Annotated in this window: 15 protein-coding genes and 1 other annotated feature; all 15 genes read right to left on the bottom strand. The window is 39.8% G+C overall.

Annotated features, from left to right (window positions below; translation table 11 throughout):
* Nucleotides 1-64: 64 nt before the first annotated feature.
* On the bottom strand, nt 65-958 hold the full coding sequence (locus DF281_RS05160; protein WP_109349184.1) for a VOC family protein: 894 nt from the start codon (nt 956-958) through the stop codon (nt 65-67).
* Between the two features lie 127 nt (nt 959-1,085).
* Nucleotides 1,086-1,373: a TM2 domain-containing protein gene (locus DF281_RS05155; RefSeq protein ID WP_109349183.1), complete on the bottom strand. Its 288-nt coding sequence runs from the start codon at nt 1,371-1,373 to the stop codon at nt 1,086-1,088.
* 213 nt (nt 1,374-1,586) lie between these two features.
* Nucleotides 1,587-2,219, bottom strand: a complete 633-nt coding sequence (pyrE, locus tag DF281_RS05150; RefSeq protein ID WP_109349182.1) for an orotate phosphoribosyltransferase — start codon at nt 2,217-2,219, stop codon at nt 1,587-1,589.
* On the bottom strand, nt 2,219-2,929 hold the full coding sequence (pyrF, locus tag DF281_RS05145; protein WP_109349181.1) for an orotidine-5'-phosphate decarboxylase: 711 nt from the start codon (nt 2,927-2,929) through the stop codon (nt 2,219-2,221). The genes pyrE and pyrF overlap by 1 nt, the downstream gene beginning before the upstream one ends.
* A gap of 1 nt (nt 2,930) precedes the next feature.
* The gene (locus DF281_RS05140; protein WP_109349180.1) at nt 2,931-3,845 is read right to left on the bottom strand and encodes a dihydroorotate dehydrogenase; all 915 of its coding nucleotides are present in this window, start codon (nt 3,843-3,845) and stop codon (nt 2,931-2,933) included.
* A complete protein-coding gene (locus DF281_RS05135; protein ID WP_109349179.1) occupies nt 3,842-4,609 on the bottom strand; it encodes a dihydroorotate dehydrogenase electron transfer subunit in 768 nt (255 codons plus the stop codon). Before DF281_RS05135 ends, DF281_RS05140 begins: the two co-directional genes overlap by 4 nt.
* Nucleotides 4,610-4,631: 22 nt before the next feature.
* Nucleotides 4,632-7,808 (bottom strand): carbamoyl-phosphate synthase large subunit, encoded by a 3,177-nt coding sequence (carB, locus tag DF281_RS05130; RefSeq protein ID WP_109349178.1) that lies wholly within the window; start codon nt 7,806-7,808, stop codon nt 4,632-4,634.
* Entirely contained in the window at nt 7,801-8,904 is a 1,104-nt protein-coding gene (locus tag DF281_RS05125) for a carbamoyl phosphate synthase small subunit (protein WP_109349177.1), read from the bottom strand. Before DF281_RS05125 ends, carB begins: the two co-directional genes overlap by 8 nt.
* A complete protein-coding gene (locus DF281_RS05120) occupies nt 8,901-10,178 on the bottom strand; it encodes a dihydroorotase (RefSeq protein ID WP_109349176.1) in 1,278 nt (425 codons plus the stop codon). The genes DF281_RS05125 and DF281_RS05120 overlap by 4 nt, the downstream gene beginning before the upstream one ends.
* Before the next feature lies 1 nt (nt 10,179).
* Nucleotides 10,180-11,058, bottom strand: a complete 879-nt coding sequence (locus DF281_RS05115) for an aspartate carbamoyltransferase catalytic subunit (RefSeq protein ID WP_109349175.1) — start codon at nt 11,056-11,058, stop codon at nt 10,180-10,182.
* Nucleotides 11,059-11,230: 172 nt separating this feature from the next.
* Nucleotides 11,231-12,562, bottom strand: a complete 1,332-nt coding sequence (locus tag DF281_RS05110; RefSeq protein WP_109349174.1) for a uracil-xanthine permease family protein — start codon at nt 12,560-12,562, stop codon at nt 11,231-11,233.
* Nucleotides 12,563-12,589: 27 nt separating this feature from the next.
* Complete coding sequence (gene pyrR, locus DF281_RS05105; RefSeq protein ID WP_109349173.1) at nt 12,590-13,156, bottom strand: bifunctional pyr operon transcriptional regulator/uracil phosphoribosyltransferase PyrR; 567 nt, start codon at nt 13,154-13,156, stop codon at nt 12,590-12,592.
* A 201-nt stretch (nt 13,157-13,357) separates the two neighbouring features.
* On the bottom strand, nt 13,358-14,275 hold the full coding sequence (locus DF281_RS05100) for an RluA family pseudouridine synthase (protein ID WP_109349172.1): 918 nt from the start codon (nt 14,273-14,275) through the stop codon (nt 13,358-13,360).
* Nucleotides 14,275-14,751 (bottom strand): signal peptidase II, encoded by a 477-nt coding sequence (gene lspA, locus DF281_RS05095; RefSeq protein WP_109349171.1) that lies wholly within the window; start codon nt 14,749-14,751, stop codon nt 14,275-14,277. Before lspA ends, DF281_RS05100 begins: the two co-directional genes overlap by 1 nt.
* A gap of 830 nt (nt 14,752-15,581) precedes the next feature.
* Nucleotides 15,582-18,353 (bottom strand): isoleucine--tRNA ligase, encoded by a 2,772-nt coding sequence (gene ileS, locus DF281_RS05090; RefSeq protein ID WP_109349170.1) that lies wholly within the window; start codon nt 18,351-18,353, stop codon nt 15,582-15,584.
* 83 nt (nt 18,354-18,436) lie between these two features.
* Nucleotides 18,437-18,658, bottom strand: a binding site (T-box leader).
* Between the last annotated feature and the right edge of the window lie 46 nt (nt 18,659-18,704).

Raw genomic sequence — 18,704 nt, 5'->3', positions numbered from 1 at the left:
TTTAAGTCTTTAAGAACACAAAAATAGAAGAGAAGCCCTTTTAAATCAAAGAGTTCTCTTCCAATTAATTTCTAGAAATAAATATTTGATTCCCACTCGGATCTTTGACGATGAAACCAGTTTGAGCCTCTTGCATTTGTACAAATTGCTTCACATGATTTTTTAATTCATCCAAAGATTGCTCATCTGGTAAAACAATTTCGAATTGATATAATCCAGAATGAATCGCTAATGGCTGGGCAATATTTTCCCCTGACCACGTATTCCCAGCAATATGATGGTGGCGACGATCTGATGCGACAGAAAAAGTATCATCCGTTAAATCTCGCAATTCAAATCCTAGCACTTGTGAATAGAAATCAACTGTTTCTTCAAATTTACTGACACGTAAATGAATATGACCAATTGTCGTTTGCTTCGGTAATTTCCCATCACTTTCTTCATTCGCAATGACTGCTAATTCTTTAAAATTCAGTGGATGATTCCCACTAATTTCAGTCGGATTTTGTCTTTCTACATATATTTCAATACCATTCGCTTCAAGGTCATGTAAATAAATTGACTCGCTATAACCGTGGTCGCTCGCGCTATCTAACCTCGAAATCGGTATAATTCGATCAAAATGTGGATATCTACTTGCTTGTTCAGTAGGGCAATCAATCGGTGTCTTATTACGAAGGATTTCAAAAAACTTCGTTGCAAATGCTTCTCTCGTCGGTAATTGAAAAGCGATATGATATAGCCCAGTGCCTTTTGCCGGTTGTTCCTTTTCAGCTGTCTTTCTTAATTCGATCAAAACTTCTTGCTCTGCAACCCCTAACAAAGCGTATTCAGCAGTTCTTTCGATTACTCTTAAGCCGACTACTTGTTCATAAAATGAAGTCTGTCTATGTAAATCCATTACTTTTAAAGTAACTCTACCCATTTTTGTCTGTGTGTTTATTTGAAACTCTTCCATCTTCACCTTTCACCCCTTATAAATCCTACTATTAAACTTGGTTTTTAGTATAAACAATTTAGACTTAAATTTCAATAAAAAAACAGGTCTGTACAGTATTTGCACAGGCCCGTGAATAAAATCAATATTAATCTTGATCTTCTAGTCCACCATTTAAGATGAATTCATTTTCAGCATCTACCATTTTGTTTAAACGGAAAGCTTCGATAATCCACCAAATAGCTAAAAAGATAAATACGTAGAAACTAAATGCAAGTAATGATGTAATAAATGCGAAGAAACCTACACACATAGTGAATAATCCACTACCCATACGATTCAGATACATACGGTGTGCGCCAAAAAACATACCTAAGAAGAACCATAAAACCCATGCTACTTTTTTACTTTTAAGTTGTTCTGCTGTTGCTGTCATATTATTATCTCCTTATATTAACGAGTTAAATTACTCTCTATATCTTAAAGGTTTTCTCAATAAAAAGATATGTATTCTCACTCGACTTGAACATGTTTGCTGAATTCGTCACGATTATGGTATAATTTTACATTGAAATTTGATTGTTGAGGCACTTAAAAAGCGAGATTCATTTCATTTCTGAAATAAAATCTCGCTCGTTTTTAAACAATTTTATTTTAAGTTACCAGCTTTTAAATCTTCGTACCAAGTTAATAATCCCGGAATGTCTGATTTTTCAATTGTGCCAGTTTCTTCTGCTGCTTCTACAAGTGCTTCGAAGTTTGAAAGGCTGAAGTAAGGTACGCCAGCTTTTTCAAAGTTTTCAATCGCTGCTGGAAGTAAGTAAGAGTATACAGATACTACCCCTAGAACTTCAGCACCTTCGCGTTGAAGTGCTTCTACCGCATTAATTGAAGAACCGCCTGTCGATACGATATCTTCGATTACAACGACTTTAGCGCCTTCTTGGAATTTGCCTTCTGTTTGTTTGCCGCGACCGTGATCCTTTGGTTTTGAGCGCACATATACCATTGGTTGTTCTAAAAGATCTGCTACCCACGCCGCGTGAGGAATACCTGCAGTTGCAGTACCCGCTACTACTTCACAAGTTGGGAATTTCTCTTGAATTAATTTCGCTAATCCTTTTGCAATCGTAGTACGTACTGTTGGATAAGAAATCGTTAAGCGCGTATCACAGTAGATTGGCGATTTAATACCTGAAGCCCAAGTGAATAAATCATTAGGACGTAATTCTACTGCACCTGCTTCTAACATACCTTTTGCTACATCGTGTTGAATTGCCATTATTGATTTCCTCCCCATAGTTGGTTTACTGTTGCATATGCTGAAACTGGATTTTCAGCTTTTGTAATTGCTCTACCGACAACGATTTGAGTAGAACCTTCTGATTTGGCGAATTGTGGTGTCGCTACACGTTTTTGATCATGCGCTTCTCCACCTGCTAAACGAATGCCCGGCGTTACTTTGAAAAATTCATCGCCACATGCTTCAGCAATTACTTTTGCCTCAAGTACTGAACATACAACACCATCTAATCCTGCACTATTTGCTAAGATCGCATAGTTTAGAACAGATGCGTCTAGACTTGTTTGAATATTTTGCTCTTGCTGCATTTGTTCTTCAGTAGTTGATGTCAGTTGTGTAACTGCGATTAAAGCCGGTCGCTCTTGGCCCTCAGGCGTTCCTTCGACTAAACCTTCCATCGCTGCTTTCATCATCGCTGAACCTCCTGCAGCATGTACATTGACTAAATTCACCCCTAATTTAGCCAAACCTTTCATCGCTGATTTCACCGTATTCGGGATATCATGCAATTTTAAATCTAAGAAAATATCGTGACCCATTTCTTTAATCACTTTAATAATTTCTGGTCCTTCTTGATAATAAAGTTCCATCCCGACCTTTACGAAAAGAGGCTCATTAAATTGCTGAAGAAAATTCACCACTTCAGCTTTACTTGATAAATCTAATGCAATAATTGGATTTGTATTCATCTTAACGGTGGCTCCTTCCAATTACTTGCGTAATATTGTCATAGCCAAGTTCATCTAACTTCGCTGGTAGTTGTTCGATAATCGTTGGACAGACAAAGTGATCGACGAAGTTTGCTGTTCCTACAGCTACTGCACTTGCACCTGCTGAAAGGAAATCGATGACATCATCCACATTTGAAATTCCGCCCATACCAATGATTGGAATATTTACGGCTTGGCTTACTTCATAAACCATACGAATCGCTACTGGTTTAATTGCTGGACCTGATAATCCGCCAGTACCGTTTGCAATGACTGGTTTACCTGTTTTCTCATGTAGGCGCATGCCGACTAATGTGTTGATCATTGTAATGCCATCTGCTCCGCCTTCTTCAACAGCTTTTGCGATGTCGACAATGCTCGTCACGTTTGGCGATAACTTCACATATACTGGCACACTTGATACTGCTTTAACTGCAGCTGTTAGTTCCTTCGCAGTTTGTGGATCTGTACCAAATTGAATTCCGCCACATTTTACGTTTGGACATGAAATATTTAATTCCAAAGCATGTACGTTCGGTGCTTTCGAAATTTCTTTTGCTACTTCTACATAATCTGCTGTTTCAGTACCTGCTACGTTTGCAATAATCGGTAGATCAAACTGCTCTAACCAAGGTAATTCATGTTGTAAAATATGCTCTAAACCTGGATTTTGTAAACCAATCGCATTTAACATACCCGCTGAAGTTTCCGCTACGCGTGGTGTTGGATTCCCTCGGCGTTTTTCTAATGTAGCCGCTTTGATCATAATCGATCCTAGCTTATTTAAATCATATAGGTTGGCATATTCTTGGCCAAATCCGAAACAACCAGATGCCGGCATGATTGGATTTTTCAATGATAATCCTGGTAACTCCACTTTTAAACGATTACTCATAGTGCAACCACTCCTCTCGGGAATACTGGGCCATCCGAGCAAACTTTTTTATAGTCGCCGTCCGTTGTGTCACATACGCAAGCGAAGCAAGCGCCGATACCACAGCCCATTCTCTCTTCAAATGATAGGAAACCTTTTTTCTCAGGATATGCTTTTTCAAGCGCCCCTAGCATTGGCATTGGTCCACAGCTATAAAATAAATCGAAATTCGGATTTTTTTCTGCTAGTAGATCTGTTACGAAACCTTTCGTTCCTGCTGAACCATCTGCAGTGACGATATATGTGTCGCCTAATTCTTTAAATTGATTTTCATAAAATACGTTATTCGCTGCTTGGAATCCAAGTACGTGAATTGTTTTTATGCCGCATTCATTTAGACGTTTTGATAACTCATATAGTGGAGGCACACCAATGCCGCCTCCTACTAATAGAGCTGTTTCACCAGGTGCTGCTTCTTCAACAGGGAAACCATTCCCTAACGGTCCAAGAACATCCACTTCATCTCCGGCTTTTTTCGTAGACAATATTTTCGTTCCTTTACCGCCTGCACGGTAAATCATTTTAAACTGCATTGCATCATGATCAATTTCTGCAATACTGATTGGTCTTCTTAATGAAGGTTCATAGCCATCCTCTACACGGATATGAACAAATTGTCCAGGCTGCTTCATCTCTAGTGTGAGCTGCCCAATTAGGGTCAACTCAAAAATATCATCTGCAATTTGCTTTTGACGAACTACTTTCATACGTTCTTGTTGGATCATGGTTTCGTGCACCTCCGCTTTCTTACATTTCTTCTGCTGTAAATGTCATTGATTCAATTACTCTTAAGATTGCTTCTGCTGTATCTAGTGAAGTTAAGCAAGCTACGCCGTTTTCAACTGATTCACGACGAATTCTGAAACCGTCACGTGCTGGTTGCTTCCCTTTTGTTAATGTGTTGATGACTAATTGTGCGTTTCCTTTTTGGATTACATCGATTAGTGTTGGGCCGTTTGAGCCGATTTTGTCGACAACTTGTGTTTTCACGCCTGCTGCTTCTAATGTTGCTGCAGTTCCTGGTGTTGCTAGAATGCTGTAGCCAATATTTGTGAAGCGTTTCGCAAGTTCAGTTGCTTCTTCTTTATCTTTATCCGATACAGTCATTAATACTGAACCGTGATCTTCAATCTTCATACCTGCTGCTACGAAACCTTTGTAAAGTGCTTTTTCAAGCGTAGAGTCTTTACCCATTACTTCACCTGTTGATTTCATTTCAGGGCCTAATGTCGTATCTACACGGCGTAGTTTCGCAAAACTGAATACCGGTACTTTGACGAATACGCCATCTTTAATTGGTGCTAATCCTGTTGGGTAGCCTTGTTCGATAATTGATTGTCCAAGAATCGCTTTCGTCGCTACATTTGCCATAGGGATGTCCGTAATTTTGCTTAAGAATGGTACTGTACGAGATGCACGTGGGTTTACTTCAATAACATATACAACATCTTCAGAGATGACATATTGGATATTCATTAACCCTTTGATTTTCAATCCTTTTGCAAGGCGAGTCGTGTAATCTACTAGTGTATCTAAATGAGCTTGTGAAAGGTTTTGAGTCGGGTAAACAGCAATCGAGTCACCTGAGTGAACTCCTGCGCGTTCGATATGTTCCATAATTCCTGGGATACATACGTTTTCTCCATCGCAAATTGCGTCTACTTCAATCTCTTTACCTGTTAAATAACGGTCGATTAATACTGGATGTTCTGGAGAAGCTTCAACCGCTGTCGCCATATAATGCTCTAATTCTTCTGTTGCGTAGACAATTTCCATCGCACGTCCACCAAGTACATATGAAGGTCTTACTAATACTGGATAGCCAATTCTTTCTGCGATTGCTACTGCATCCGGTGTATTCGTAGCCGTTTTGCCTAGTGGTTGTGGAATGCCGATTTCATGCAATGCTGCTTCGAAACGATCACGAGACTCTGCGCGGTCAATATCATCTAATGCTGTTCCTAGAATTTGTACACCGCGAGCTTCTAATTGATCCGCTAAATTGATTGCTGTTTGACCACCGAATTGAACGACAACGCCTTTCGGTTGTTCTAAGTCTACGATGTGCATCACATCTTCAATTGTTAATGGTTCGAAGTATAATTTATCTGAGATTGAGAAGTCAGTTGATACTGTTTCAGGATTCGAGTTGATAATAATCGCTTCGTAACCTGCCTCTTGAATCGCCCATACTGAGTGAACTGTCGCATAGTCAAACTCGACACCTTGACCGATACGGATTGGACCTGAACCTAGTACGATTACTGATTCACGATCTGATTTAATTGATTCATTTTCGTCAGCGTAAGTACCGTAGAAATATGGTGTTTCTGATTCGAACTCGGCCGCACATGTATCAACCATTTTGTACACTGGGATGATGCCATGTTCTTTACGGAAGTCATATACTTCGCCTTCTGTCATACCCCAAAGATTGCCGATTGTTTCATCAGCGAATCCGATTTTCTTCGCATAGCGTAAAGTTGGAATATCTTTCACATTATTGCGTAGCACTTCTTCTTGATCGATGATGTTTTTGAATTTATTTAAGAAGAATAAGTCAATTTGTGACCATTCATGAATTTCTTCGATTGTTACACCGCGACGTAATGCTTCACCTAGGAAGAATAGACGTTCATCGCCTGCTTTTGTCACACGTTTTTGAATCCACTCGTCTGTTAAGCTTTCAGCATTTTTCATCGCTAAGTGCTTATGGCCCGTTTCAAGTGAACGAACTGCTTTTAACATTGCTTCTTCAAAGTTACGGCCGATTGCCATGACTTCACCAGTTGCTTTCATTTGTGTGCCAAGATTACGTTTCGCACCTTCGAACTTATCAAATGGCCAGCGCGGGATTTTCGCAACAACATAGTCTAATGCTGGTTCGAAACAAGCGTACGTCTTCCCTGTTACTGGGTTGATCATTTCGTCTAATGTAAGACCTACGGCAATTTTTGCTGCTAGTTTCGCAATTGGGTAACCAGTTGCTTTCGAAGCTAGTGCAGATGAACGTGATACACGTGGGTTTACTTCGATAATGTAGTAGTTGAAGCTATGTGGATCAAGCGCTAACTGTACGTTACAGCCACCTTCGATTCCTAATGCACGAATGATTTTTAGCGATACATTACGTAGCATATGGTATTCACGGTCAGACATTGTTTGTGATGGTGCGACTACGATTGAGTCACCTGTATGAATCCCAACTGGGTCAACGTTTTCCATGTTACAAACTACGATCGCATTGTCATTTGAATCACGCATTACTTCATATTCAATCTCTTTGTAACCTGCGATTGATTTCTCAAGTAAACATTGTGTTACAGGTGAGTATTTTAATCCAGAAGTAACGATTTCGTGAAGTTCTTGGTCATTCTCACAAATTCCGCCACCCGTTCCACCTAGCGTGAATGCTGGACGAACGATTACTGGATATCCGATTTCTTTGACGAATGCTTCCGCTTCTTCCACTGTGTGAATAATTTCAGATTCAGGCGTTGGCACATCTAGTTCGTACATTAAGTTACGGAAAAGGTCGCGGTCTTCTGCTTGATTGATCGCATCTAGTTTTGTTCCTAAAATTTCGATATTCAGTTCGTCTAAAATGCCTGAGTTATGTAACTCAATCGCCATATTAAGACCTGTTTGACCACCTAGTGTTGGTAAAATCGCATCTGGGCGTTCTTTACGTAGAATTCTTGATACGAACTCTAAGCTTAAAGGTTCGATATATACTTTATCAGCGATTTGCGTATCCGTCATAATCGTTGCTGGGTTTGAGTTAATTAGGATTACGCGGTAACCTTCCTCTTTTAAAGAAAGACAGGCTTGTGTACCTGCGTAGTCGAATTCTGCGGCTTGGCCAATTACGATTGGACCTGAACCGATTACTAAAATGGATTTGATATCATGGCGTTTAGGCATTGTGTTGTTGCTCCTTTCCAGCAGTTGTGTTCATTAGTTCGATAAATTCGTCAAATAGGTGGTTTGAGTCTTCTGGACCCGGTGATGCTTCTGGGTGATATTGTACTGTGAATACTGGGTGTACTTTATGTTTAACGCCTTCTACTGTACCGTCATTTAACGCAACATGAGTGATTTCTAAATCTGTATCTTTCAGTGATTCAGGATCGATTGCGTAACCGTGGTTTTGAGAAGTTAATTCTGTACGACCTGATTTTAAATCTTTTACTGGGTGGTTTGCGCCACGGTGACCGAATTTCAATTTGAATGAATCTGCGCCACTCGCTAATGCGAATAGTTGGTGACCTAAGCAAATTCCGAAGATTGGCACTTGTCCGACTAAACCTTTAATCGTTTCGATTGCTTCTGGTACATCTTTTGGATCCCCAGGTCCATTTGATAACATGATGCCATCAGGGTTATATGCTAAAACTTCCTGTGCTGTTGTGTTGTATGGTACAACGACTACGTCACAATCACGTTTGTTTAATTCTCTTAAAATACCGTGCTTCATACCAAAGTCCATTAACACAACTTTTTTGCCGCGTCCTGGAGATGGGTATGCTGATTTAGTTGATACTTGTTCAACTTGATTCGTAGGGAATACTGTTTTTTGTAGACGAGCTACTACTTCTTCCACATTTACATCTTCGCCAGCAGCTGAGATATAACCTTTTACAGAACCTTCCGTACGGATCATTCTTGTTAATTTACGCGTGTCGATTCCTTCAATTCCAGGAATGTTCTTCGCTTTACAGAAATCATCAACCGTTCTCTCTGAGCGGAAGTTTGATGGTGTTTTTGCTAATTCATGTACGACGAAACCTTTAATTGCAGGTTCGATTGTTTCAAAATCATCACGGTTCATACCGTAGTTACCGATTAGTGGATACGTCATCGTTACAATTTGGCCACAGAAAGATGGGTCAGTCATTGTCTCTTGATAACCTGTCATACCTGTTGTAAATACTACTTCTCCATCCGATCCATTTTCACAACCGAATGCTGTTCCTTCGAATACTTCGCCATTTTCTAAAATTAATTTTCTAGTTGTCATTGTGCATCCTCCCAAACGATATTTCCGTTATAGATTGTCATTACTGGCCATCCTTGAGCATTCCAGCCGTCGAATGGTGTGTTACGACCTTTTGAAACAAAGCCGTCTACATCGATTTTTTGTTCTTTTTCTAAGTCGATTAAGATTAAGTCTGCTGAAGCACCAACTTCAATTTTCCCGTAAGGTAATTTGAATAGTTCAGCTGGTTTTGTAGCCATCCACTCGATTAATTGTTGTAAAGTCCATTTCCCAGGTTTTACGAAGTGCGTGTAAAGTAGGGGGAATGCAGTTTCAAACCCTACAATACCGAATGGTGCGCCTACCATACCACAGCATTTTTCTTCTACTGTATGTGGTGCGTGATCTGTCGCGATACAGTCGATCGTACCGTCTAAAAGAGCCGCATGAAGTGAATCTTTATCTTCAATCGCACGTAATGGAGGGTTCATCTTCCAATTTGCATCGTCTGATGGAATATCCATTTCTTCAAGTAGTAAGTGGTGTGGACAAACTTCTGCCGTCACATGGATGCCCGCTGCTTTCGCGTCGCGTACTGCGCGTACCGATTCTTTCGTTGATACGTGACATACGTGATAGTGAGCACCTGCTGCTTCGGCAAGTAATACGTCTCGTGCGATTTGCACTGATTCACAGATTGAAGGAATTCCTGGAAGACCAAGTTCCTTATTACGTGTACCTTCGTGCATTACGCCGTCATAAATTAATGAGTTATCTTCACAGTGAGCAACGACTGTCATACCTAATTTCGCTGCATCTTGCATTTGCTCATACATTGTTGCCGCTTCTTGTACACCGACACCATCATCAGAGAATGCAACTGCTCCAAGTTCTTTTAATGCTGCTAAGTCAGTGCGCGCATCTCCAGATTGTGCAACTGTTAATGAACCGTATGGTAAAACGCGGATCACAGCTCTTTCTTCTACTAATTTGTTAATATGTTTTAAGTTTTCTACCGAGTCTGGTACAGGATTCGTATTTGGCATTGCGCAAATTGTTGTAAATCCACCTTTTGCTGCGGATGCAGATCCTGTTGCAATCGTTTCTTTATGCTCGTATCCAGGTTCGCGTAGATGAGTATGTACGTCTACAAATCCTGGGGATACAACTAAACCTTTTCCATCAATTACTTCTGCTGAAGCATTTTCAATCGTTGTGTTAATTTCTTTTACATTGCCATTTTCGATTAGAATATCCTTCTTTTCAAGTTCACCTTGTGCGTTTAACATTTGTACGTTTTTAAGTAATTTTGTCATGTTAGCCTCTCCCCTTTAAAATAAATTCTAGTATTGCCATTCGAATGAACAAGCCATTTTTCATTTGTGCAAAAATTCTTGAACGCTCGCATTCGACTAATGTCGTGTCAATCTCAACACCGCGATTAATCGGCGCTGGGTGCATGATGATTGCGCCATCTTTCATTTGCTTCTCTCTGTCAATCGTCAAGCCGTATTGCTCATGGTAGCTTTCTTTCGTAAATCCTTCATAAGCTGCATCTCTTTCATGTTGTACACGTAGCAACATGATTACGTCGCTCGTCTCAATTTGCTGATCCCAATCATAATGAGCGTCAAATTCGCCTTGCCATTCTGGTGGACATACGAAGTTGACGTTTGCACCTAATTTCGTAAGTGCAACTGCATCCGATTTTGCGACACGACTATGTGCTACATCACCTGCAATTGTAACATTGATTCCTTCAAATCTTCCGAACTCTTTGAATATTGTATACAAATCAAGGAGAGATTGTGACGGATGTTGGCCAGTCCCATCTCCTGCATTGATGATGGCGATGTCTAATCCTCCTAAAAGTTGCTCGTAATAAGCATCTTCCTTATGTCGAATGACTACCGCATCAATGCCACTCTGTTGAATCGTTTTTACTGTGTCATATAATGTTTCACCTTTTAGCACACTTGAGAAGCCAGCGTCGAAAGGAATAACTGTAGCTCCTATTCTTCTTTCTGCTGATTCAAATGATGTTTTTGTGCGTGTACTTGGTTCAAAAAATAAGTTTGAAACGTAGTAATCTTTCTCTAGTTGTGAAGGTTCGCCAGCTTCAAATTGAGCGGCTCTTTCTAAAATCTGCATGATTTCTGTTGTCGACACTTCGTCCATTGACAGTAAATTTTTCATCTTCAGTTCGTCCCCCTAAGTTATTTTTCATAAAGAAAAGCCTCCCATTGACAGAGGGAGGCTTGAGGAATGATATGACAAGATAGAGAGGTAGCGCATTTGCTACTTCTTTCTCTAGTCGATACACCCTTCTTTGCCTCTCTGGGCAATCTTTAAAAGGTAAATCTATTTTTTATTGTTGTAGTTTTTCACGATCTTCTTCTGCTTGTAATTCTAGATCCGGCTGCGCCTTACCTGGAAGTACAAAGTTTAAGATGACACCGACAATTGCTGCTAACGCCATACCTTCGATTGAGAAAGTTTCGCTGAAGAATAATTTTCCTCCGCCGATTCCTAAAATCAAGATGACTGAAGCGATGACTAAGTTACGATTGTGATCGAAGTCAATTTTGTTTTCGACTAACATTCTTAAACCAGATGAAGCAATAATTCCGAATAGTAGAATCGATACGCCTCCAAGTACTGGTGTTGGAATCGAGCCGACGATTGCCATTAATGTTCCTGAGAATGCTAGGATGATGGCGAATACTGCTGCACCACCGATTACCCAAACACTGAATACTCTCGTTAGTACAAGTACGCCGATATTCTCGCCGTATGTTGTCTTCGGTGGGCCACCGATGAATGCTGAGATTAATGTTCCTAGTCCATCACCTAGTAAAGAGCGGTTAAGACCTGGTGTTTTAATGAAGTTACGTTTGACTACTTTTCCTAGCACTAACTGATGTCCGATATGTTCTGAGATCGTTACGATGACGATCGGCACCATTGCTAATGCAATTTTCGTTGTGAAAGTGAAGTCGTAATCAATTCCTGGAATTAAGAAGTTCGGTACTTCGAAAAATTTCGCATCCATAATCGGTTGGAAATTAATGAAGCTCGTTTTGAATACTAAGTCTGAAATAATCGCTGCGATGTAACCGCCGATCATACCAAGCAAGATTGGCATTGTGCTTAACACGCCTTTGAAAAAGTTGTTGAACACAATCGCGATGCCTAAAGTGACTAATGCTAGTACAAAATATGAAGCATGGTAAATCTGATTAGCAGAGTTTGCATTTTCGTACATTGCCATGTTTACTGCTGTTACAGCTAATCCTAAACCGATGACCATGATTACTGGTGCAACCACAATCGGTGGTAGAAGTCGCATAATCCATTTATAACCTGTTTTCCAGATTAGTAAGGATACTATCCCGTATGTGACACCGACTAGCATGGCGCCAAGCATTGCTCCTCCTGGGCCAGTAGCTTCAGATGCTACGATAATCGGCGCGATGAAGGCGAATGATGAACCTAAGTAAGCAGGTACTTGAAATCTCGTTACAAGTAAGAATACTAGGGTTGCAATTCCGCTCGTTAGTAACGCGATTGCCGGTGATAATCCTGTAAGTGTTGGTACTAAAATTGTTGAGCCAAACATTGCAAACATATGTTGTAAACTTAGTGTGATCAGTTGGCCAGCTTTTGGCTTGTCGTGAATATCTAAAACTGTATTTGTCATATCTATAATGTCCTCACATTCTTCTTACTATTCGTAAATACCTACTTGATCTTCGTCATCAACTTCCGTCATGCTTACGACGATTCTCTCGTTACTCGCTGTTGGGATGTTCTTCCCTACGAAGTCTGCTCGAATCGGCAGTTCACGATGTCCTCTGTCGACTAATACTGCAAGTTGGATTTGAGAAGGTCGACCGATATCCATTACAGCATCCATTGCTGCTCGAACCGTTCTACCTGTGTAAAGTACGTCATCTACTAGGACGATTTTTTGATTCGTTACATCGTCTGTAATGTCGACTTGTTTCACAAGTGCTTCGCCGTTCGCTGTTTTTGCTGAAAGATCGTCTCTGTAAAGTGAGATGTCTAACTCACCAGCACGAATTTCTTTCTTCTCGATTGCATTAATTTTCAGTGCAAGTCGCTTCGCTAAGTAAGCGCCTCTTGTTTTAATCCCTACTAAGATGACCTCGTCAATTCCTTCGTTTCGCTCGATGATTTCATGTGCGATTCGTGTTAAAGCACGATTCATTCCTGCTGGATCTAAAAGTGTTGCTTTTTTCGTCAAATTGTCCGCCTCCTTCTTTGTTGGCATAAAAAAACTCCCGAGCATAGTCGCTCGAGAGGGTATAGGTATACTTATAGATATGTCAAATACACTGTAATTGAATACAGTAATCCTACATTCTTCGCATCCTTTTCAGCCTCTCTGGACTGTCTTTAAAGGTGAATATTAAGATTTCACTGACATCAGTATAGTACGTTATGACTTAAAGTGTCAATAGCTTTTCGAAAATTAATCTTCGTAGTTTGATTTTACTTCTTCAAGAAGGGCAGTGAACTCTGCAGGCATTGGTGCTTCGAATTCCATATACTCGTTCGTACGAGGATGTACAAAACCTAATACACCTGCGTGTAATGCTTGGCCACCAATATTCATTGTTTTCTTCGGTCCGTATTTAGGATCGCCAACTAATGGGTAGTTGATATAGTTCATATGCACACGAATTTGGTGCGTACGACCTGTTTCAAGACGGCATTGCACAAGTGTGTAATCAATTCCGTAACGTTTTAATACTTGGAAATGTGTCACTGCAAGCTTACCAGTATCCACAACGCCCATTTTTTGACGATCTTTTTTATCGCGACCGATTGGTGCATCAACTGTACCTTTATCGTGAGGGATGTGACCGTGTACAAGCGCTGTATAACGACGCGTTACCGTTTTATCAACTAATTGTTGTACTAATGATTCGTGCGCTACATCATTTTTAGCAACCATTAATAAACCAGATGTATCTTTATCGATACGGTGTACAATACCAGGACGCATAACACCATTGATTCCTGATAAATCAGTTACTTGATGCATAAGACCATTCACTAAAGTACCTGTAGTATGACCTGGAGCCGGGTGAACGACCATACCTTTTGGTTTATTCACAACTAATACATCCGCATCTTCATAGACGATTTCAAGTTGTAAATCTTCTGCTAAAATTTCTAATGGTTCTGGTTCTGGAGGCGTTACTGTAATTACATCTTCAGCTTTTAGCTTGTATGTTTTCTTCACTGTTCCACCATTTACTAATAAATGACCATCATCGATAAAGCTCTGTACTTGATTACGAGACCATTGATCTTGTAATGCGCCAAGTACTTTGTCAATTCTTTGGCCTTTGTGTTCTTCTGTCATAATAAATTGTTCTGTCATTACTTCACCTTTTTCTGTTCTTTTCCTTCGAAGAAAAGAATATAAATTATTAGCGTGATCACACCTAATGTTAGTGCTGCATCAGCAATATTGAATATCGGGAAATTATAGTTAATTACCGGAATTAGTACACTTACAAAGTCGACAACTTCACCTTGTAATACGCGATCGATAAAGTTACCGATTGCACCACCTAGTAACATCATTAAACTTGCTTGGAATAAAGGTTTTCCCTTACCTTCTTTGTGGAAATAATAAATGATTCCGATAATGACCACAATTGTAATGATTGCAAATAGCCACATTTGTCCTTGTAACATTCCCCATGCAGCACCACCGTTACGATGCGAATATAGAGATAAGTACGGATCCCAAATTGTGATTTCTTCGCCGACGTCCATCGTTTCAACAATACGCCATTTTGTCAGCTGATCCAATATAATGACAAGTATTGCTATTAAATAATATTTAAACACAGTATGTCCTCCGTTTTATACAGCATGATAGTTATTTTACCATATAGCCAGTTCGATTGAAAAACATCTATTAAAAAAGATATGACAAAAATAGAAAAGTGGAAGTGGCTCGTTTATCTCGAGAGCACTGCAGAAAACGAAACGAAAGTAAGCGCCCCACCACTTTCGTCCGAGTTTTCGAAGTGACTCAAAGAGATAAGCCACCGGAGCTAGACAAAAATCGAAAAGTGCAAAACGCTCGTTCATATGCGGAAGATCTGGAGAATTCGAAGGAACAGTAAAATCGAAAAGCGTTTCCACTCGGGACTCTCGAGAGCACTGGAGGAAACGAAGGAAAAGTAAAAGCTCCACCACTTTTCCCCGAGTTTTCGAAGTGACTCAAAGAGAGTAGTGGAACAAGCTAGACACCACTAAACCTGGGAAGGTCCCGAAAACCTGAAGTATCCCATAGCATATAGCGTAAATTTGCTAGACAAAGAAAGGATTGCTTCACACTTGTTTTTCGGCAGGAGTCCTCGTTAATTCTTTCAATATTGAACTATGTGAAAAAAGGGCAAAAAAAGCACAGTTTTACCAATTCCTTTATACATCTTAAGCGGAAGAAGGGCGGACTCTGCTACATGATTATTCCAGGATTAAAAGATTAACAATGCTTTACTAGAGTCCTCTTTTATCGATCGATACCAACTCTTTTTGGAAGGCATCAATAACAAAACAATAGTTATAAAACGAAAAGCAGATAGCTATTAACGATTCGATTGATTTACATCTGGACTGAATAAAAAAGAGGAACTGCTCGAAAGCAATTCCTCCTTCTACTCGGTAGAAAATTATTCTACGTCAGCGTAGTATTCTTCAACAACTTCAGCACAGTGCGCGCATAGAGTTGAATGTGTTTCATTTGAACCTACTGTTTCAGAGATTGTCCAGCAACGCTCACATTTCTCACCTTCAGCTTTTGTAACTACTACTGCGATATCTTCTTGAACTAGTGCATCAGCAGGCGCTTCCGCAACTAATCCACCAACTTCAAATTTAGAAACGATATTCAATTGTGCAAAGTTGATTGCAGCATCATTTAATAACGCTACTGTTTGCTCATTGCTGAACACAATAACTTTCGCTTCAAGTGATTTACCGATTACTTTCGCATTACGCGCTTCTTCTAAACCTTTTAAGATAACCGTACGAACATCCATGATACGAGACCATTTCTCTTCTAATGTAGCAAAGTTTTCTTTTTCAACCGCTTCAGGCATATCTGTTAACTGAACAGATGGCACTTCAGTATCAGCTAAGTAAGACCACATTTCATCCGTTGTATGAGGGATGATTGGTGATAATACTTTTAGTAATGCATCAAGTGTATCAGCGATTACCGATTGCATTGCACGACGATCATGGTTGTCATGACCTTCGATATATACCACATCTTTCGCGATATCTAAGTAGAATGAACTTAGATCTGAAGAGATGAAGTTGTTCATTGCTTTATAAACATTTGCAAACTCATAAGATTCAAATGCATTATGAGCTGTTTTGATGAAGTTTTGTAATTTCATGAACATATATTGATCGACTTCTCGTAAATCTTCATATGCTACATAGTCCGTTTTACGGTTGAAGTCATGTAAGTTACCGTGTAAGAATTTAAGTGTATTACGAACTTTACGGTAAACTTCTGAAACTTGTTTTAATACGTCCATCGACATACGAACATCTGCCGTATAATCTACTGATGAAACCCATAGACGTAAGATATCAGCGCCATATTGGTTCATTACTTTAGAAGGAAGGATTGTATTACCAATTGATTTAGACATTTTACGACCTTCGCCATCTAAAACGAAACCGTGTGACAGTAAACCTTTGTATGGTGCATGACCATTGATCGCTACAGAAGTGATTAATGATGAGTTGAACCAACCACGGTATTGGTCAGAACCTTCAAGATATAAATCAGCTGGGTAGCGTAATTCAGGTCGTTCAGCTAATACACCTTGGTGAGTTGAACCTGAATCGAACCATACGTCCATGATGTCAGTTTCTTTAGTGAATTCACCATTTGGAGAACCAGGGTGTGTATAGCCTTCAGGTAATAATTCTTTTGCTGATTTTTGGAACCAGATATTTGAACCGTGTTCACGGAATAATCCTTGTACATGGCTGATGATTTCAGGGTTTAAGATTGGCTCATCATTTTCAGCGTAAAATACTGGGATTGGAACCCCCCATGCACGTTGACGAGAGATACACCAGTCACCACGGTCACGAATCATATTGAATAGACGCGTTTCACCCCATACAGGTGTGAAGTTCGTATCACGGATTGCTTGTAATAACTCTTCACGGAAGCTTTCGATTGAAGCGAACCATTGAGGAGTTGCACGGTAGATTACCGGTTTTTTCGTACGCCAGTCATGTGGGTATGAGTGTTCAAAGAATGTTAGGCTAAGTAATGCGCCAACTTCTTCTAATTTTTCACAAACAGGTTTATTTGCTTTGTCATAGAATAGACCAGCGAATTCACCAGTATCTTCTGTCATAACACCTTTGTGATCAACAACTGAAAGTACTTCTAAACCATAGCGTTTACCGATTTGGTAATCGTCCTCACCATGACCAGTCGCTGTATGAACACAACCAGTACCTGCATCAAGTGTTACGTGATCGCCAAGCATTACTAATGAAGTACGATCGAATAATGGATGTTTCGCTGTAACGTGTTCTAAATCAGTACCATTGATTTCACGATCCACAACTGGGTTTTCCCAACCTAATTTTTCAGATACCGTTTCAAGTAAACCTTTTGCTACGATATATTTTTTATCTTCTACTTTTACAACTACATATTTATATTCAGGATTTACAGAGATCCCTAAGTTTGCTGGGATTGTCCATGGTGTTGTTGTCCAGATTACAAAACTCTCATCTTGTGTTACTACATTTTTACCATCTTCAACAGCGAATGCCACATAGATTGAAGGTGATTTTACATCAGCATATTCAATCTCTGCTTCTGCTAATGCAGACTCACTTGATGGAGACCAGTAAACTGGTTTTAAACCTTTATAGATATAGCCTTTTTCAGCCATACGACCGAATACACCGATTTGATGCGCTTCGAATTCAGGTTTTAAAGTGATATATGGGTTTGCCCAATCACCACGAACACCGATACGGCGGAATTGTTCACGTTGGATTCCAACTTGCTCATAAGCATATTCCATACATAATTCACGGAATTCAGCTACAGACATTTTTTTACGATCATGTCCTTTTTTCGTTAAAGCATGTTCGATTGGTAAACCATGCGTATCCCAACCTGGAACATAAGGAGCAAAGTAACCAGTCATTGAACGATGACGGTTGATCATATCTTTTAATACTTTATTTAGTGCGTGGCCCATGTGAAGCTCACCATTCGCATATGGAGGTCCATCATGTAAGATATATGGCGTTTTATCTTTGTTACGATCAAGAACCATTTGGTTAATGTCCATGTCGTTCCATTTCTCTTGCATTTTCGGTTCATTGTTCGGTAAATTTCCGCGCATTGGGAAATCTGTTTTTGGCATCAATAATGTATTTTTGTATTCCATATTGATAATTCCTCCTCTAATTTCATACGTATTTGTAGCTTATTTCAAGAGTATTTCCCAGGAAATAAAAAAACTCCCCATCCCAAAGGGACGAGGAGGAGTATTCTCGCGGTACCACCCTAGTTGCATTCAAAAATAAAATGCCTCTTAGAACACTGTTAACGGTGTGCTGCCGAGATTACTTACTAAAGTTCAGTAATCTAGTTCAAGAGTGATTTTCATTTATAATTCACTGTTCGAGCTTCCACTATCCTCGAATCGCTAATCAGCTTGTTATAAATTACTGTCTCTATCATTACTTTTTATTCAATATACTCGACTAAAATCGAGTGTGCTTGATTTATTATAGGA

The organism is Kurthia zopfii (assembly GCF_003143955.1).
GTDB lineage: Bacteria > Bacillota > Bacilli > Bacillales_A > Planococcaceae > Kurthia > Kurthia zopfii.
The sequence above is the reverse complement of the archived record's forward strand: the minus strand, read 5'-3'. Positions and strand labels throughout refer to the sequence as shown.